At 70.7% G+C, this 17217-nt stretch carries 18 protein-coding genes and 1 riboswitch; of the genes, 8 read left to right on the top strand and 10 right to left on the bottom strand.

Annotated features, from left to right (window positions below):
- Positions 1-25 precede the first annotated feature (25 nt).
- Together N864_RS02760 and N864_RS02755 are read right to left on the bottom strand one after the other, a co-directional pair.
- On the bottom strand, positions 26-535 hold the full coding sequence (locus tag N864_RS02760; RefSeq protein ID WP_155892798.1) for a hypothetical protein: 510 nt from the start codon (positions 533-535) through the stop codon (positions 26-28).
- A 99-nt stretch (positions 536-634) separates the two neighbouring features.
- Positions 635-1120: a CinA family protein gene (locus N864_RS02755; protein ID WP_051518104.1), complete on the bottom strand. Its 486-nt coding sequence runs from the start codon at positions 1118-1120 to the stop codon at positions 635-637.
- Positions 1121-1285: 165 nt separating this feature from the next.
- Here N864_RS02755 and N864_RS02750 point away from each other — a divergent pair, with 165 nt between their 5' ends.
- Positions 1286-2002 (top strand): phosphodiesterase, encoded by a 717-nt coding sequence (locus N864_RS02750; protein ID WP_155892797.1) that lies wholly within the window; start codon positions 1286-1288, stop codon positions 2000-2002.
- Here the strand turns inward: N864_RS02750 and N864_RS02745 are convergent.
- The gene (locus N864_RS02745; protein WP_034713202.1) at positions 1965-2378 is read right to left on the bottom strand and encodes a PPOX class F420-dependent oxidoreductase; all 414 of its coding nucleotides are present in this window, start codon (positions 2376-2378) and stop codon (positions 1965-1967) included. The two genes, N864_RS02750 and N864_RS02745, sit on opposite strands and share 38 nt — an antisense overlap.
- A 214-nt stretch (positions 2379-2592) precedes the next feature.
- On the opposite strand from N864_RS02745, the gene N864_RS02740 reads away from it, so the two are divergent.
- Positions 2593-3705 carry an alpha/beta hydrolase gene (locus N864_RS02740; RefSeq protein WP_034713199.1) on the top strand — a complete coding sequence of 371 codons (1113 nt, stop codon included), beginning with the start codon at positions 2593-2595 and terminating at the stop codon, positions 3703-3705.
- 1 nt (position 3706) lies between these two features.
- Here the strand turns inward: N864_RS02740 and N864_RS02735 are convergent, their stop codons facing one another.
- A complete protein-coding gene (locus tag N864_RS02735) occupies positions 3707-4216 on the bottom strand; it encodes a MarR family winged helix-turn-helix transcriptional regulator (RefSeq protein ID WP_240474183.1) in 510 nt (169 codons plus the stop codon).
- A 50-nt stretch (positions 4217-4266) separates the two neighbouring features.
- On the opposite strand from N864_RS02735, the gene N864_RS02730 reads away from it, so the two are divergent.
- Positions 4267-6360: an MMPL family transporter gene (locus N864_RS02730; protein ID WP_034713195.1), complete on the top strand. Its 2094-nt coding sequence runs from the start codon at positions 4267-4269 to the stop codon at positions 6358-6360.
- A gap of 78 nt (positions 6361-6438) precedes the next feature.
- On the opposite strand, the gene purH is transcribed toward N864_RS02730, so the two are convergent.
- Complete coding sequence (gene purH, locus N864_RS02725) at positions 6439-8052, bottom strand: bifunctional phosphoribosylaminoimidazolecarboxamide formyltransferase/IMP cyclohydrolase (RefSeq protein WP_034713194.1); 1614 nt, start codon at positions 8050-8052, stop codon at positions 6439-6441.
- Between the two features lie 37 nt (positions 8053-8089).
- A riboswitch (ZMP/ZTP riboswitch) is annotated at positions 8090-8166 on the bottom strand.
- 8 nt (positions 8167-8174) lie between these two features.
- On the bottom strand, positions 8175-8807 hold the full coding sequence (gene purN / locus N864_RS02720; protein ID WP_034713192.1) for a phosphoribosylglycinamide formyltransferase: 633 nt from the start codon (positions 8805-8807) through the stop codon (positions 8175-8177).
- A gap of 56 nt (positions 8808-8863) precedes the next feature.
- Here purN and N864_RS02715 point away from each other — a divergent pair, with 56 nt between their 5' ends.
- Complete coding sequence (locus N864_RS02715) at positions 8864-9256, top strand: hypothetical protein (protein WP_240474182.1); 393 nt, start codon at positions 8864-8866, stop codon at positions 9254-9256.
- Between the two features lie 14 nt (positions 9257-9270).
- Here N864_RS02715 and N864_RS02710 read toward each other — a convergent pair whose 3' ends face one another.
- On the bottom strand, positions 9271-10512 hold the full coding sequence (locus N864_RS02710) for a cell division protein PerM (protein WP_051518102.1): 1242 nt from the start codon (positions 10510-10512) through the stop codon (positions 9271-9273).
- A gap of 156 nt (positions 10513-10668) precedes the next feature.
- Here N864_RS02710 and N864_RS02705 point away from each other — a divergent pair, with 156 nt between their 5' ends.
- Positions 10669-11361, top strand: coding sequence for a polysaccharide deacetylase family protein (locus N864_RS02705; RefSeq protein ID WP_034713188.1), 693 nt, complete (start codon positions 10669-10671; stop codon positions 11359-11361).
- A 110-nt stretch (positions 11362-11471) separates the two neighbouring features.
- Here the strand turns inward: N864_RS02705 and sucD are convergent, their stop codons facing one another.
- The 3 genes from sucD to N864_RS02690 form a co-directional block, all read right to left on the bottom strand.
- Positions 11472-12365 (bottom strand): succinate--CoA ligase subunit alpha, encoded by an 894-nt coding sequence (gene sucD / locus N864_RS02700; RefSeq protein ID WP_034713184.1) that lies wholly within the window; start codon positions 12363-12365, stop codon positions 11472-11474.
- Between the two features lie 16 nt (positions 12366-12381).
- Positions 12382-13581: an ADP-forming succinate--CoA ligase subunit beta gene (gene sucC / locus N864_RS02695; RefSeq protein WP_034713181.1), complete on the bottom strand. Its 1200-nt coding sequence runs from the start codon at positions 13579-13581 to the stop codon at positions 12382-12384.
- A gap of 252 nt (positions 13582-13833) precedes the next feature.
- A complete protein-coding gene (locus N864_RS02690; RefSeq protein ID WP_034713180.1) occupies positions 13834-14391 on the bottom strand; it encodes a hypothetical protein in 558 nt (185 codons plus the stop codon).
- Positions 14392-14519: 128 nt separating this feature from the next.
- Here N864_RS02690 and N864_RS02685 point away from each other — a divergent pair, with 128 nt between their 5' ends.
- The 3 genes from N864_RS02685 to N864_RS02675 all read left to right on the top strand — a co-directional run bounded on the left by N864_RS02685 (position 14520) and on the right by N864_RS02675 (position 16759).
- Positions 14520-15083, top strand: coding sequence for an RNA polymerase sigma factor (locus N864_RS02685; RefSeq protein WP_081793311.1), 564 nt, complete (start codon positions 14520-14522; stop codon positions 15081-15083).
- Positions 15080-15679, top strand: a complete 600-nt coding sequence (locus N864_RS24495; protein ID WP_034713176.1) for a hypothetical protein — start codon at positions 15080-15082, stop codon at positions 15677-15679. The genes N864_RS02685 and N864_RS24495 overlap by 4 nt, the downstream gene beginning before the upstream one ends.
- A gap of 138 nt (positions 15680-15817) precedes the next feature.
- On the top strand, positions 15818-16759 hold the full coding sequence (locus N864_RS02675; RefSeq protein WP_240474181.1) for an esterase/lipase family protein: 942 nt from the start codon (positions 15818-15820) through the stop codon (positions 16757-16759).
- The last annotated feature ends 458 nt before the right edge of the window (positions 16760-17217 follow it).

Below are 17217 nucleotides of genomic sequence, written 5' to 3'. Positions count from 1 at the left end.
GCCGGCGGTCGGTGACGCCCGACGGTCACGGCTTCGGCGGGCGGGTCGGTCGTCGAGTCTGCCCGGGTGCCGACTGGCTCTTGCCCGGGTCCGTCGAGGAGGCAGTCGGCGCCGTGGTGGGCCCGTTGCTCGACGTCGGTGCCGGCGCGGTCGTCGCGGGCGGCGTCGTCCTGGTGGGCGCCGGGGTGCCGGTGGCGGTGCTCCCGATGGGAATGGTGCCCACACGGTTCGGCACATCAGCGCGCTCGGACGCCAGCGTTGACTCTGCCGGCCGGGCCGGTCCCGGTGCGGACTGCTCGCTAGGGCGGCTCGGGGCCGCGTGGGGACTGTCCTGCTGTTGGGGGGCGGGCAGGAAGGCAGACCCGATGCTCGGTCCACCGAGGAAGGGGCTGAGCACGAGGACCAGGTAGGCGGCCACGGCCGCGAAGACGGACCAGGTCAGCCACCGCACCCGCCTCAGGCGACGGCCGGAGGGGTCGACGAAGACGGGCGTCTCGTCCGGTGTGGCTGTGGAGGGGTGCGGAGGGGGCGTCATGGCGCCGTCCACCGTACGGCATCGCGCGCAGCGCCCCTCAGCCTGCTCCTCGCCTGAACGCGGTGTTCCGGCTCCCGCGAGCGGCCTCGGACACGGCGTTCAGGAACGCTTCAGGTGGTCCAGCAGGAGGTGCAGGGCATGGAGGGTCGTCTTGTCGACGATCTCGGCGGGGTCGCCCTCGAAGCGCCGAAGCTCCGTCGTGGTCCCGCTCTCGGCGCGGACTGCGAACCACACAGTGCCCGCCGGCTGTCCCTCCTCTTCGTCCGGGCCGCCGACGCCCGTCACAGCGACGGCGAGGTCCGCGCCGAGCAGACCGGCAACCCCCTCGGCCATGGCAGCGGCACATTCCTCGGTGACGACCGGCCCCTCGGGAACCTTGAGCACGTCGTACTTGACCCGGCTCAGGTAGGCGACGACCGAGCCCGCAAACCACTCGGCGGAGCACTCCGCGACGCCGAGCTGGCAGGAGATCTTGCCGCCCGTCAGCGACTCGGCGGTCGCAACGGACAGGCCCCGCTCGCGCACCAGTTCCGAGATCTCGTCCGCCACGTCCTTCGCACCGGCCAGCGCGTCTGCACTCCCCATGGTCACCTCTCCTGGTTGGGCCTGACTGGGTTCATGGCCTCCCCTACCCCGGCGGTCGGGCGGACACGCACCGGGCTCGGCGTCAGGGGCGCGTCGCGGCCACGCTCCGGTGGAGTCGGGCGCGTCGGCACGAGGACCGGCCAGCAGCGTGGGTATTGACCACGCATGGCTGGAAGTCTGGTGAAGCCGGGCCTCATCGCTGCGGTGCCCGGCGCGCTGCTGGCGGCGGTCTTCGGCGCGGTGGCGATCCTGCGGCACGGGAAGCCGCTGCACCCAGAGGGTCGAGTCGGGGCAGGGCACCTCACTCTGGATCCGGGTGGTCGGTCCGGGTGCCCGCTGCTCGACGAGCCCGGCGACCTCGACTGTCTCGTCCGCGCGTCCTACGCGATGGGGACGGGGCCGGAGGCACCGGACATCGAGGGCTTTGCACTCCGGCTGCTGCCGGAAGGACAGCTTGAGGCACCGGCCGACGTCCTGTTCGCGAGCACGGGATCAGGGAGAGTCGGCCGGTTCATCCTGCGGCTGCGGCGGCCCCGCCACCACGGCGTGCAGACGACGCTGCTGCCGGTCCAGGCCTCCGGCCGGCCGCTCCTCCTGCGGCTGCTCCCACGCTCGGGCGGTGCGGGGTGGCCGGCCGATTACGACCTGGCGTGGGCACACGGCACCGGGGCGTGGCAGCGGTGCGGCAGGCTATCGGTCGACTGGGTGGGTGGGACCGATGAGCCGCTCCGGTTCGACCCGATCGCGAACCAGCTGCCCGGCACCGAGGAGTATCGGTGGGTCCGGTGGTTGCGGGAGCCGGCCTATCTGTCGGCCCGGTTGCTCTCTCCCCAGGCGGGCACCCTCAGAGCTGGCCGCTCGCGCGCCGGGGCCGGATCCTGATGACGACCCGCTCGTCCTTGATCATCGCCGCGCGGTACTCGTCCCAGTCGGGGTGCTCCCCGGCGATGGCGCGGTAGACCTCGACGAGCAGGTCGAGCGTGCCGGGCTGCGACTGGTCAACGACCTCCGCCTCGCCGTCCACCTGCACCCAACGGCCGTAGAACCGGTCGGTGATGACGAGCAGCGAGACCTCGGGCTCGCGGCGGATGTTGCGCACCTTGGCGAGCCGGAGGCGACTGGAGATGACGATGTCCCCGTCGATGACACCGGCGTTGAGCGGCGACATCTGGAGAGAGCCGTCGCGCCGGCGCGTCGCGAGCACCGCGTGGCTGTTGTCGGCAATGAAGGCGAGCGCCTCGTCGGTCGTCAGCGGCATGACCTCACCGTAGCCTCACTCGGAAATGCCGCCGACGTCACGAGCGATCCGTTCGAGCCGCTCCCGGTCGCTCTGCCCCAGTCCAAGGGCGAGGTGGCGTTGCGAAGTTTTCAGTGACCTCTATATCGCTATCCAGAGGATGGACAGGCGGCCCACAGGGTCACGCGGGACGATCAGGCATGGACGTTGGACTGGCCCAGGAGTGGGGGCAGAGGTGGAACTGACCGATCCCGGCCCCCTCATCATCCTCGGGGTCCTCGCAGCGGCATTCTTCACGCTGGTCGTCATCGGCTGGCCACGTCCACGTCTGCGTGGCTTGCGGATCGGGATTCGCGCCGTGGAGGTCCTCCTGCTGAATGCAGTCGTCGTGGTCACCGCCTTCGCCTTGCTCAACGACCAGTATGTCTTCTACTCCTCGTGGGCCGACCTGCTGGGCTCCCGGTCGGCGCAGACCCAGTTGCACCAAGGCGGCTCGAACCGAACGGTGATCGCTTCGAAGGTGGGCGCCGGTGCACTTCACCAGCAGGGACCGACGAACTACGCGCTGCCACAGGCGGGCTCGCGCCTCCAGACCTATTCGGTCCTGGACCGTGCATCAGGAACCTACGTTCCTGTGGTCGTATATCTACCCGCCGGCTATAACCCGGCATCGCCTCGCCGCTATCCGGTCATAGTGGGGCTCCATGGTTTCCCGGGGACGCCGATCAGCTTTCTTCATCCCAACGCCTTCGTTGCGACAGCTGACCGCATGACCAGCGAGCACCGCCTGGCGTCGACGATTTTCATCATTCCGACCATCGACACACCCGTCTACGTAGACACCGAATGCATCAACGGACCCCCAGGTCAACCACAGACGGACACGTGGCTCGCTCGAGACGTCCCAGCTTGGGCGGTGCAGCATCTGCATGTCAGCACGGCACGGACTTCTTGGGCGACCATGGGTTACTCGTACGGAGGATGGTGCGCAGCGGAACTAGCACTTCGTCACCCCTCGATCTTCGCGGCCGCCGTAGTGTTCCAGGGCTACTTCAGACCCGATTTTGGAGCCGGCTACGACCCCCTGACGCCAAAGGAACTGTTGCCCTACGACCTGGTGCGCCTGGCTCGGCTCGCGCCCCCACCGGTGGCGCTGTGGGTGTTCACGACCCGGCAGGACACGCTCTCATACCCCACCACCGCGCGTTTCCTGAGCGTGGCAAGAGCACCTCTCGACGTTCAGGCGGTGATTCTCAACACGGGCGGACACCGAGCGTCCCTGTACGCTCCCTACTGTCCTGCCGCACTCACCTGGCTTGCGAGCACCCTGCCGGGCTTTCGCGCCTGACTCAGAGCAGCCGACGCATCGCCGCGAGCACACCGGTGAGGTAGCGCTGCACGACCTCCCGCTCGCCCTCGCTGAGCTCGTTGTCGACCGCGGCCAGCCCCTCGAACATCGGTCGCAGCTGGCCGATCACCTCCCGGCGTCCGGAGTCGGTGATGACGACCTCGGTGCGTCGGCCGTCAACGGGGTGAGGCTGACGCTGGGCGTGGCCGCGAGCCACGAGCCGGTCGACGACTCCGGAGGATGCAGCAGACGTGACGTGGAGGTGACGCGCGAGTTCGACGGGCCCCATGGCCCTCTCCGAGAGCGCGCGAAGCGAGTGCAGCTCGCTGACCGACAGGCCCGCCCGGTGGGCCACTCTCTCGGGCAGCTCCTGCGCGACGTCGATGACCTGCTGCAGGGCCGCCAAGGTCGATGAGGGGCGCCACTCGGGCACCGCGGCGGCCATCTGCGCAGACGGCTGTCGGCCTCCTCGCGCCTGCGACGACGGACCTTCGGGCTTGATTTCGCTCACCAACTTAGTAAGATCCTTAGCGACTCGTTTTGAGGATACAGGAGCGAAGCGTGGCAGATCTCGGTGTGCGTCTCACCTCCAGACTCACGGCGCGCTGGTGGGCGGGAGCCATCGCGCTCCTCGCCCTGCTCCTCTCGGGGCTCGTCATCGGGGTGGTGGGACAGGCGGAACGGTCGCCGTCCGCGACCGACTCCCTGCCCATCGGCTCGGACAGCTCTGCGGCTGCCGCGCTGCGCGAACGGCTCCCACAGCAGGACGAGTCGAGCGCCGTCGTCCTCTTCAGCCGTGACGGCACCGCACTCTCCGACGCCGACCGGACGGCGATCGGGACGAAGGTGCAGAGCCTCACCAACGCGCAGGGTGGCAAGCGCCTGCCGGTCGTGCCGAGCGCGGACGGCACGGCACAACTGGTCGTCGTCCCGGTGGCCGCGGCGGACGCGACGCGGGCCGCAGAGGTGGTGCGCGACCTCCGGGACGTGGTCAAGGCCGGGCTGCCCTCGGGCCTCACCGCACAGGTCACCGGACCCGCGGCGGTCGAGGCCGACCTGGCAGCGGTCTTCGAGGGCGCCAACGTGCGGCTGCTCATCACGACTGCCTCGATCGTCGCGCTCCTGCTCGTCATCACCTATCGCAGCCCGGTCCTCTGGCTCATCCCGCTCACCATCATCGGCGTCGCCGACCGGCTGGCCGCCGTCCTCGCGACGCAGGTGCTGCACGCGACGGGCGTGGTGTGGGACGAGTCGACGATCGGCATCCTCTCGGTCCTCGTGTTCGGGGCAGGGACCGACTACGCCCTGCTGCTCATCTCGAGATACCGGGACGAGCTGCGCCGCCACGAAGACCGGCGTGAGGCGATGGCGCTCGCCCTGCGGCGGACCGCGGAGGCGGTGCTGAGCAGTGCGACGACGGTCGTGGTCGCGGTGCTGACCCTCCTGCTCTCGGCCTTCCCGGGGACGCGGGGGCTCGGCCTAGCCAGTGCGGTCGGTGTGGCCACCGCCGCCGGCTTCGTCCTGATCGTCCTCCCCGCAGCCCTCGTCGTCTTCGGCCGCTGGGTCTTCTGGCCCAAGGTCCCCCACGTAGGTGAGGCGTCCCTGGCCGATGCGCGGACCCCTTGGCGCCGCATCGGCGAGGCGGTCGCCGCCAGGCCCATGCGGGTCATCGCCGCAACTCTTGTCGGGCTCGGCATCGCCGCCGCCCTGGGCACCGGCATCAGCACCGGGCTCTCCACCGCGGAACAGTTCCTCGACAAGCCCGAGGCCATCAGCGCCGCGGAGCGGCTCGCGCAGTCCTTCCCGGCGGGATCTGCCGACCCCGCAGTGGTCGTCACCACCGCGGAGGCGCAAGGCGTACTCGACCGGGTGTCGGGATCCACGGGTGTCACCTCCGCCCGCGTCACCGCACAGGGGAACGGCGTCACCCAGATCGATGCCGTGCTCGCAGGAGCGCCGGGCAGCGACGAGGTGCGCAGCTCGGTCTCCGCCCTCCGGGACCACCTGTCCGGCCTCCCAGACACCCACGTCGGCGGGACCGAGGCGGCCGCCCTCGACACGGCGAGCGCCTCGCGGCACGACCGCTCGGTCATCCTGCCGCTCATTCTCGGCCTCGTGCTCGTCGCCCTCGTGCTGCTGCTCCGCTCGCTCGTCGCGCCGGTCGTGCTCGTCGCGACGGTCCTGCTGACCTATGTCGCGAGCCTCGGGCTCTCCTGGCTGGTCTTCACCCAGTGGCTCGGCTTCGCACGTCTCGACGACAGCGCGCCGCTGCTCTCGTTCGTGTTCCTCGTCGCACTGGGCGTCGACTACAACATCTTCCTCGTCACCCGGGCCCGCGAGGAGGCCCAGGGCCATGGCACGCGTTCCGGCATGGTCCGCGGCCTTGCGGCCACGGGCGGCGTCATCACGAGCGCCGGCGTGCTGCTCGCCGCGGTCTTCGCCGTGCTCGGTGTCCTGCCGCTCGTCGTTCTCGCCCAGGTCGGCGTGATCATCTGCATCGGCGTGCTGCTCGACACGCTGGTGGTGCGGACCCTCCTCGTGCCGGCTCTGGCCATCGGACTCGGCGACGCCTTCTGGTGGCCGAGGCGTCGATCCGGTGCCGAGCCGCTGCGCCCCGAGCCGGTCTCCGCGCCAGTGAAGGCCGGAGGGCGGTGACCACCCGCCGGTCCCCAGTGGCCCGCAGCCAATGACGGCCGGGGCGTCGCCTGCCTCCTCGGCGACGCCCCCGCCGCGTCAGTGCGCGAAGTGACGGGTGCCGGTGAAGTACATCGTCACGCCCGCGTCCCGCGCTGCGGCGATGACCTCGTCGTCCCGGATGGACCCGCCGGGGGCGACCACCGCGCGGACTCCCGCGTCGAGGAGCACCTGCAGCCCGTCCGCGAAGGGGAAGAAGGCATCGGAGGCGGCGACGGCCCCGCGAGCCCGGCCCTCGCCGGCCCGATCGACCGCAAGGTGCGCCGAGTCGACCCGGTTGACCTGGCCCATCCCGATGCCGACGCTCGCACCGTCCTTGGCAAGCAGGATCGCGTTCGACTTCACCGCCCGCACCGAGCGCCACGCGAACTCGAGGTCCCGGAGCGTGGCATCGTCGGCGCGCTCCCCCGCGACGAGCGCCCAGCGGGCCGGGTCGTCACCACCCGGCTTCTCGCCGTCCACCACCGCGTCGACCGCGTCCCGCTCCTGCATGAGCAAGCCGCCTGAGATCGGGCGGGTCTCGATGCCCCCAGGAGTCTGCGGGGCGACGAGCAGCAGGCGAATGTTCTTCTTGCCCTTGAGGATCTCGAGCGCCTCGGGCTCGAAGGAGGGAGCTGCGACCACCTCTGTGAAGATGCCCTTGACCGTCTCGGCCATCGCCACCGTCACCTCCCGGTTGGTCGCGATGACGCCCCCATAGGCCGACACAGGGTCGCATGCGTGCGCCTTGCGGTGGGCGTCGGCGATGTCCGTCCCGACGGCGATGCCACACGGGTTGTTGTGCTTCACCACCGCCACGGTGGGCTGGTCGCCGTGGTCGTAGGCCGCCCGGACCGCCGCGTCGGTGTCGAGGTAGTTGTTGTAGGACATCTCCTTGCCGTGCAGCTGCTCGGCCTGAGCGAGGCCCGGCTGCGGCTGGAAACCGTTGACGTACAAGGCCGCTCGCTGGTGCGGGTTCTCGCCGTAGCGGAGCGTGTGGGCCTTGTTCCACGTCGCGCCGGACCAGGCGGGGAACCCGTCTCCGGCGCTCGTGTCCGCAACGACGTTGCCCATCCAGGAGGCCACGTGCACGTCATACGTGGCGGTGTGGACGAACGCCTCGGCGGCGAGCCGCTGCCGCTCCGCGAGCGTGTAGCCGCCGGCTCCCAGCGCCGCGGCAACGGTGTCGTATGCCGCTGGGCTCGTCACGACGGCGACGCTCGCGTGGTTCTTGGCTGAGGCGCGCACCATGGACGGGCCGCCGATGTCGATCTGCTCGATGCAGTCGTCCTGGCTCGCACCGGACATGACCGTCTCGGTGAAGGGATAGAGGTTGACGACGACGAGGTCGAACGGCTCCACCCCGAGGTCGGCGAGCTGCTGCACGTGCTCGGGGTTGCGGGTGTCGGCGAGGATGCCGGCGTGCACCTTGGGGTGCAGCGTCTTGACCCGGCCGTCGAGGCACTCGGGGAAGCCGGTCAGCTCCTCGACCCGGGTCACCGGCACGCCCGTCGCGGCGATCGTGCGGGCCGTCGAGCCGGTCGACACGATGGCGACACCGGCCTCGTGCAGGGCGGTCGCGAGGGTCTCGAGACCGGTCTTGTCGTAGACGGAGACGAGGGCGCGCCTGATCGGGCGGCGCCCGTCGGGCTGTGCGGATGCGGGGACGGTCATGCGGTGCTCCTGTCCGGGGATCGGTGGTTGGCTCGCCGGGGAGCACCCAGGCGGTCGATGCTCCCGGCGTCACTCCCCGGTGGTGGTCCACCCGCGCCAGTCGTGTGCGTCCAGACTAGCGGTCAGCCGCGGCCGAGCCGAACTCGTCGGCCCTCGATGGCGTAGCCCTCCCGTGCCATCCGGCCGACGTACTCGACGAGCTGCGGCCGCTCGGCCTGCTTGATCCGCTCGGTGAGGCTCTCCTCCGTGTCGTCGTCGAGGACCGGGACGACGCACTGCGCGACGATGGCCCCGGTGTCGACCCCCTCGTCGACGACGAAGAGGGTCGCCCCGGCGACCTTGACGCCGTAGTCGAGTGCGTCGCGGGGCCCGTGGATCCCGGGGAACGCCGGCAGCAGGGCATTGTGGCTGTTGAGGTAGCGGCCGCCGAACCGGGCGAGGAACTGGGCGCCGACCAGCTTGAGGAAGCCGGCCGACACGACGAGCGCAGGGTCGTATGCCGCCGTCTGCTCGGTCAGCGCGGCGTCCCACTCGTCCCGGCTGGCGAAGTCCTTGACCCGGCAGACGAAGGTCGGGATCCCGGCTCGCTGCGCCCGCTCGAGCCCGGCGATGCCGTCGCGGTCGGCCCCGACGGCGACGACCCGGATGCCATACGTCTGGTCCTGGGCCGCGTCGATGAGCGCCTGCAGGAGCGTGCCAGAACCGGACACGAGCACGACGACGTCGACGGGCCCCTTGGTCTCATCGCTCGGCACGGCGGCGAGTGTAGCCCGGTTTCGGCCCGCGGCCCGGCATGGGCCACCATGGGGCCGTGCCACCCGAACCGCGAGACATCGCCTTCGCCCGTGAGAAGGCCAAGCGCACCCTGCCGGTGTCGCTGCTCGTGCTGCTCGGCATCATCGCGATGTACCTGCCGCTGCCGCAGCGGTTCGTCGCCGCGCTGCCCTTCGTCATCGCAGTCGTCCTGACGGTCCGGCTGCTCCAGTTCCTGCGCGGCCAGACGGGACACGAGAAGGTCTGGCCCGTCATCACCCTCGTCCTGACGGGGCTCCTGCTCGGCAGCCTCGCGATGCAGGCGGCCTTCTACCCGAGCGTGCGCGCCTACGAGGAGTGCATGAGCGGCGCGCAGACGAGCTCCGCCCGTGCGATGTGTGAGGAGATCCGCCAGCAGGGCCCGTTCGGGATGGACTTCGTCGTCAAGTAGCCGGACCAGGCGGGTCAGGTGCGGTCGGCCGCGACCGTGCGCGCACGGGACTCGTGACCGTCGTCCGGACGGGGCTCGGTGTGCTCGCGATAGAGGGCAACCAGCAGCCACAGGGCTGTGCCGCCGAGCAGCTCGGCCAGCAGGAGCCCGGCGAAGGGCCAGATGTCCACGCCGACGGACCGGAGGCGCTCGAGCCCCATCGCTCCGTTGGCAAGGGCCGTCAGCACGGTGACGAGCACGGTCGAGCCGACACTCGCAGCGACCATCGCACCGAGCCGTTCCCGCCAGGCGGCCGGGCGGAGCAGCCGGTCGACCCGCCAGGCGATCACCCCGCCGAGGAGGACCGGCACGGCGACCACCGCCCACATCGCCCCTGGGTAGGTCGCGTCGTCGGGCAGCGCACCGAGCACCGGGATGAGCGGCATGAGCCCGGGGTGGGCGCCGGCCGGGGAGACCACACCGTCGACCGCGACGGAGAAGCCCGGCCCGGCGAGGAACGCGAGCGCCCACGTGGCGGCGTTGCCGAGGAAGGCCACCTGAGCGAGAGCGAGCACGATCGTGGCGACGAGCTCAGCGCCATACTCGCTCTGGATGCGGAGCACGGCGCCGAGGGAGAGAAGCACGCGCAGCAGGACGAGCACCATCCCGGCGGCGAGGAGCAGCAGCGCGCCACGCCACGCGGCGCGCCACGCGGCACCGGCCCAGTCGGGCAGCGCCGCGAGGCCGCGCGCGACCACGTCGGGGGTGGTGTCCTCCCCCGGTCGCACGAGCACGATCGCGAGGCCGAGCAAGGGCACGAGGAGGCAGCCGACGATCGCCATGGGGTCCGGGTGGACCGAGCCGGCCAGCATCAGGGCAGCGAAGACCGCGGCGGCGATGACGTAGCCGAGCAGGTAGCCGGGGACGAGGCCGCGCCACAGCACGGCGTCCCACTCCGCCCGGCGCACCCGGGACCGGGCGCCGAGCAGCAGCCGCCGCGACACCCGCCAGGCGATGACGACGAAGACACCGAGCAGGAGCAGCGGGGTCGTCGAGACGGCGATCCCGGCGCCGGCGACCGACTGGCCGTGACCGAGGAACCAGATGGCGCTGCCGACGGCCATGCCCGACCACCAGCCGAGCGAGCTCTCCGGCGCGCTGACCCACCCGACCAGGGCGGGCAGCACGACGACGGACCACGTGGCGAGCGCGGTGACGAGGCCGGCGCGGGCCGCGGTGGGCAGGGCGGACGAGGTGGGGCTGGACGTTGGACTCACTCCTGACATCGGTCCCCGCCATGCTCACAAGACTCGTCCGCCCTGGCGAGTCCCCACGCCGACAGGGCCGAAGGTCCGTGAGCAACAAGACGGCCGTGTGCCCCATCCGTCCCTTGACGGACCGCCAGACACTGGAGTCACAAGGGGTGAACGACCATGAAGACAACACTGAAAACCCTCGTCGCGGTCCTCGTCGCGATGCTGGCCGTGACCGTCTTCGCACCGAGTCCGAGCCCGACCACCACGTCCGCGGCCACCCATGCCGCCACGCAGGACGTCGCCGCAGTCCCGGTCGCCTACGCCGGCACGGTCTACCTCACCTTCGACGACGGCCCGAACGCGACCTACACACCGAAGGTCCTGTCGATCCTGCGAAAGTACGGCGTCAAGGCCGTCTTCTTCGAGCTCGGCCAGAACATCACGTGGTACCCGTCGATCACGCGGACCCTGCGCTACTACGGCATGAAGATCGGCAACCACACCTGGAACCACCCGGACCTGACGACGCTGTCGACCGCCAACGTCACCTGGCAGCTGAACAGGATGGAGTCGGCCCTCGGCTACCGGCCCCGCTGCGTCCGGCCGCCCTATGGCGCCTACAACAGCCGGATCTCGACGATCATCGCCAACCGCGGCCAGCGGCTCATCCTCTGGACCGTCGACCCGCGTGACTGGTCGCGTCCCGGCACCTGGACCATCGTGAACCGGGTGCTCGCCAACGTGCGGGACGGCTCGCGGATCCTGCTCCACGACGGCGGCGGCGACCGCTCGCAGACCGTCGCGGCGCTCGACCTGCTCATCCCGAGGCTGCGGGCCCGCGGCTACGTCCTCGGCCTGATGGCCTGCTGACCCTCTCCCGTCGAAAGGCCAGTAACCGACGAAGGGCCAGTTCACGACGCTGTCGTGAACTGGCCCCTCGTCGGTTGGTGGCCACTCGTCGGTTGGTGGCCCCTCGACGGTTACTTGGCGAGGCCCTGCATGACCTCGCGCATGAGCTGGGCCGTCTCGGACGGGGTCTTGCCGACCTTGACGCCGGCGGCCTCGAGGGCCTCCTTCTTCGCCTGCGCGGTGCCGGACGAGCCGGACACGATCGCGCCGGCGTGGCCCATCGTCTTGCCCTCGGGGGCGGTGAAGCCGGCGACGTAGCCGACGACCGGCTTGGTCACGTGCGCCTTGATGTACTCGGCCGCGCGCTCCTCCGCGTCGCCACCGATCTCGCCGATCATGACGATCGCGTCGGTGTCGGGGTCGTTCTGGAACGCCTCGAGCGCATCGATGTGCGTCGTGCCGATGATCGGGTCACCGCCGATGCCGATGGCGCTGGAGAAGCCGTGGTCCTTCAGCTCGTACATCATCTGGTAGGTCAGGGTGCCCGACTTGGACACCAGACCGATGCGCCCGGGACCGGCGATGGTCGCGGGGATGATGCCGGCGTTCGACTGGCCGGGGCTGATGATGCCCGGGCAGTTCGGGCCGATGATCCGCGTGCTGCCCTGGCCCTTCGCGTAGTTGAAGAACTCGGCGGTGTCCTTGACCGGCACGCCCTCGGTGATCACGACGACGAGCGGGATCTGGGCGTCGACGGCCTCGATGACGGCCGCCTTGGTGAAGGCCGGCGGCACGAAGACGACCGAGACGTCGGCACCGGTCTCGGCCATCGCCTCCTTGACCGTGCCGAAGACCTTGACCTGCTTGCCCTCGGGGAAGTCGACCATCTGGCCGGCCTTGCGCGGGTTGACCCCACCCACGATGTTGGTGCCCGCGGCGAGCATGAGGGTGGTGTGCTTCATGCCCTCGGAGCCGGTCATGCCCTGGACGATGACCTTCGAGTCCGAGTTGAGGAAAATAGCCATTGAGTCAGCGTCCCTTTCAGTTCTTGGCTGCCAGTTCGGCGACCTTGCGGGCGGCGCCGTCCATGGTCTCCTCGATGGTGACCAGCGGGTGGTTGAGCTCGGCGAGGATGCGGCGCCCCTCGTCGACCTTGTTGCCGTCGAGGCGGACCACGAGCGGCTTCGTCTCGGCGTCACCGAGCGACTCGAGCGCGCCGGCGATGCCCTTCGCGACCTCGTCGCACGCCGTGATGCCGCCGAACACGTTGACGAACACCGACTTGACCTGCTCGTCCCCGAGGATGACGCCGAGGCCGTTGGCCATGACCTCGGCGCTCGCGCCGCCACCGATGTCGAGGAAGTTCGCCGGCCTGGCGACAACACTGCCGCCCCGCTCCGCGTGCAGATCCTCGCCGGCGTACGCGACGACGTCGAGCGTGCTCATGACGAGGCCCGCGCCGTTGCCGATGATGCCGACGTTGCCGTCGAGCTTGACGTAGTTGAGGCCGAGTGCCTTCGCCTTCGCCTCGAGCGGGTCGGCCGAGGCCTTGTCCTCGAGCTCTGAGTGCTCGGGGTGCCGGAAGTCGGCGTTGGCGTCGAGGGTCACCTTGCCGTCGAGGGCGATGATCGAGCCGTCCTCGGTCTTGACGAGCGGGTTCACCTCGACGAGCGTGGCGTCCTCGTCGTGGTAGACCTCCCACAGCTTCTTCAGCACGGGCACGATGGCCGCACCGGTCGACTGGTCGAAACCGGCCGCGTCGACGATCTCCTGGGCCTTCGCATCGTCGATGCCGACGTTGGGGTCGACCTCGACCTTCGCGAGCGCCTCGGGCCGCTCCACGGCCAGCTGCTCGATCTCCACGCCGCCCTCCTTGGAGCACATGGCGAGGTAGCTGCGGTTGGCCCGGTCGAGCAGCAGCGAGAAGTAGTACTCCTCGGCGATCTTGGCGCCCGCGGCGACCATCACGGTGCCGACGGTGTGGCCCTTGATGTCCATGCCGAGGATGTTTCGGGCCGCCTCGGCTGCTTCATCCAAGCTCTTGGCGACCTTGACGCCCCCGGCCTTCCCACGACCGCCGGTCTTGACCTGCGCCTTGACGACCGTCACGCCGCCTGAGCTCGCCCCGATGCGCTCGGCCGCCTCGCGGGCCTGCTCAGGGGTGGTGGCAGTGGCACCGGCCAGCACCGGCACCCCGTGCGCCTCGAACAGGTCGCGCGCTTGGTACTCGAAGAGATCCACGGATTGTCCGTCCTCGTCGTCGGTTGGCGTCGACCACCGCCGGCCGGGAGGTGTGCCCGCCCGCCGCAGTCGACAAGGTTCCCTCGGACTCTAGACCCCGTGCGAGGGGCAGCCCCACCCGTGGGGCGCCCGCTGCGGCGCCCCGACGCGGGCGGTGTGACGGACGGAACACGAGCGTGCCGCACCGTGGACACGTGACGCGGGTGAGCGGCATACCTCCCTTTCTTCGGTATGCCGCTCACCCCGCCCCCGCTAGACGGTGACCTTCCGCGTCACGTCCGTCGCGGTGCGCAGCGGGGCCCGCTGCGCGCGAGGCCGGGCGGCGAGCGCGAACTGGAGACCGAGCCAGGCGCCGGACAGGACCGCGACGGCCAGGCCGAGCTGGAGCGTGCGCGGCTGCAGCCAGTTGAAGTCGATCGCCGAGTGGAGCAGCGCGTAGTTCCCCACGAGACCGGCGACGAGCGCTGCTGAGCGGAGCCAGACGTTGCGGACCCGGACGGCGAGGAAGGTGCCGGCTGCTGCCGGGAGCAGGCCCAGCCCCTGTCCCGCGAAGATGAGCAGGGCCGGCACCGCAGCGAGCCGCCACCAGCCGGACCAGCCCCTCGCCATCGCACCGGCCACGAGCCCGGTCAGCACGAAGGCGACGGCGCCGATGCCGACGATCCCGAGCGTCCCTTCCCAGCTGAACTCCGGCGTCGTCGACACGAGTCGCATGAAGAGGCGAGAAAGCGCTCCCCACGCGATGCCCGCCACGAGCGACCCGGCGAGGACGAGCGGGATGCTCGGCTTGCGAAACCGACTGTGTTCCATGGGTTTTCCCCCCTTGTTCGTGATGCATCCATACACTTGGGCAGACGGCCGTGAGCGCGGCCGGGACGAGGAAGATTCCTCGAATTTCCTTGTCACCCGGACCGGTCAGTGGCACGTCTGTCGAGGTGATGGATGCGTTCGCAACGGAGGCAGGGGCGGGCACCGCTGTGGTGGTGACGCGGGCCGACGGCATCCCCGCGACCGGCTTCGAGTCGCGGGCGGCGGCGTTGTTCCACGCGGAGGCGCCGTCGCTGCTGCACCTGGCCCGGTTCTACGTCGACGACGAGACCGCTGCCGAGGACCTCGTGCAGGAGGCCTTCATCCGGCTCAGCCGGAGCGTCGGGAGGATCGAGGACCCCGCCCGCGCGGCGGCATACCTGCGCTCGATCGTCATCAACCTCGCCCGCGACCACAACCGTCGCGGCCTCGTCTCGCTGCGGCACCGGCCGCCCGACCCCGAGCACATGCCCTCGGCGGAGGAGCTCGCCCTCGGGCGCAGCAGGCGCCAGGACGTCATCGACGCCCTCCGCGAGCTGCCCGGGCGGCAACGCGACTGCCTCACCCTGCGGTACTACTACGACATGTCGCCCCCGGAGATCGCCGACGGGCTCGGACTGTCCGTCAACTCCGTCAAGACCCATCTGCAACGGGGGCTGCGGGCCCTCGCCCTCGCCCTGGAGGAGCACCAATGAGCGACATCGAGCACCTCCTCGAGGAAGCGCTGCGGCCGTCCGGACCCGAGCCGCTCGAGCCGCCCCGCGACCTCTTCACCCGGGTCATGGACTCCGTCGCCGACGACCGGCGGCGCCGCCGGCACCTGCGCCTGGTTGCCGCGGCATGGGCGACCGGCATCATCGCGGCGGTCGTCGGGGTCGCCGTCCTCACGCCCCGCATCCACGGGAGGCTGGCCATGCACTGGTGGATCCTCGAGATCGCGACGAACCTCGCCCTCATCGCCATCGCGGTCTGGCTCGGGCCGTTCATCAAGCGGTTCGGCCGCGCGTACGCCGCCGACGTCTTCCACGACAACCCGCAGACCGGCAAGAGCTACATCGTGCTGACCGACATCGTCTACTACCTCATCTTCAGCGCGTACATCCTCTTCACCGTCCAGCTCGTGCCGCAGGTCAGCTGGGCGACATGGGTGACCGCGGAACAGCTCGCCACCTCGCTCACGCGGATCGGCGGCATCCTGCTCGTCATCGGTGTCCTGCACGGCCTCAACCTGCTCGTCATGCCGATCCTCGGGCGGCTCTTCTCGCTCAACCGGCGCCTCCCGCGCGCCTGACCGGCGGCACGGTCGGGGCACCGGGTCTCGACCCGGCAACACGCCCGGCCCCGACCCGGCAACACGCCCGGTCTCGACCTGGCAACACGTCGCGCGGCCGGCGCATGTTTCGACCTGGCCGGGGGTAACGTCTCGGTCGTGGCTGGGGTGGCACCCGCGGCGATGGCGCCGCACGGACCCGAGCCGGGAGCCGACAGGACGTCGAGGCAACCCGGCCTCCTCGGCGACATCCGGGCCATGGGCCGCGCCCTCTGCCGTCCCGCCGGGCTCGCCGGCGTCGCGGTCGAGGCCTCGTGGATCGGGCTGCACCTCGGGCTCTGGCCGCTCGGGCACGTGGGGGCGCGCCGCAGCGACCAGCGCGCCGGCTACCGCATCGGGCACCTCTCGCCGACCCAGCGCGGCCTCGCAGTGCACAACATCGAGGCGGCCGAGACCCCGATCCTGCTCGTGCACGGCATGGTCGACAACCGGTCGATCTTCACGGTGCTGCGGCACGGTCTGCGCCGGCGCGGGTTCGGCCGCATCGAGACGATCAACTACTCGATCCTCACCGGCGACGTGCGGCGGGCGGCCTCCGACCTGGGCCGTGAGGTCGAGCATCTGGCCGAGGAGACCGGCTACGAGCGCATCCACGTCATCGGCCACTCCCTCGGAGGCCTGATCGCCCGCTACTACGTGACCCGGCTGGGCGGGGACGAACGAGTCGACACGCTCGTCACCCTCGGCACGCCCCACCAGGGCACCTACGTCGCGTACGCCTGGAACAACGGGCTGACCCGGCAGCTGCGCCCGGGCAGCAGCCTGTTCGCCGAGCTCGACGCACCGATCGCGGACTGCCGCACCCGGTTCATCGCCTACCGCTCCGACATCGACCAGCTCGTCGTCCCCCAGCGCAACGCCGCCCTGCACCACCCCGACCTCAACGTCCACAACGTCGAACTGCACGGCATCGGGCACATGAGCCTGCCGATCACCCGCTCCGTGGTGCACGGCATCACCTCGGCCCTGGGCCACCTCGACGTCACGGGGGCGACGGTGACACCAGGCGTCAGCCCGCTCGGCGAGCGCCGCAGCTCCTGAAGCACCACCGGCCAACCCCCGCCCGTACCCACGTTGGCGTGCCCCTAACCGCCGGAGTGCTCCCCTTTTGTCCGGAGATGCCCTATCGTGCGAGGTGCCACCGCGCCGTCGGCCGCACGTCCGAACGGGGGTGGACGCCCTGCGACGGTTTTGCATCACGAAACGGTCACGCTTAGGGTGAGGCGTCTTCACCGGTCAAGTTAGGTAACTTCTTCGTGTCCGAAAACCGATACGCGGGTCGCCACCGCGCGCCCGCGCAGGCTTCCCACGGCCGTCGTCTCCTCGTCCCCCTCGCCCTCGTGTCCACCACCATTGCCGGTGGCGTCGTCGTGCGCAGCGCGGGCGGCAGCGACCTGAGCCCCGAGGCGGCCGCGGTCCAGGGCCTCTCCGACACGGTGGCCGGGCTCGGCTACGAGGCCCGCGACCGCGCCGTCGCTGCGGCCGGCAACGACCGCGAC

Source organism: Intrasporangium chromatireducens Q5-1 (genome assembly GCF_000576575.1).
Classification (GTDB): domain Bacteria; phylum Actinomycetota; class Actinomycetes; order Actinomycetales; family Dermatophilaceae; genus Intrasporangium_A; species Intrasporangium_A chromatireducens.
Note: the sequence above shows the minus strand (reverse complement) of the source record. Positions and strands in the feature narration are given on the sequence as shown.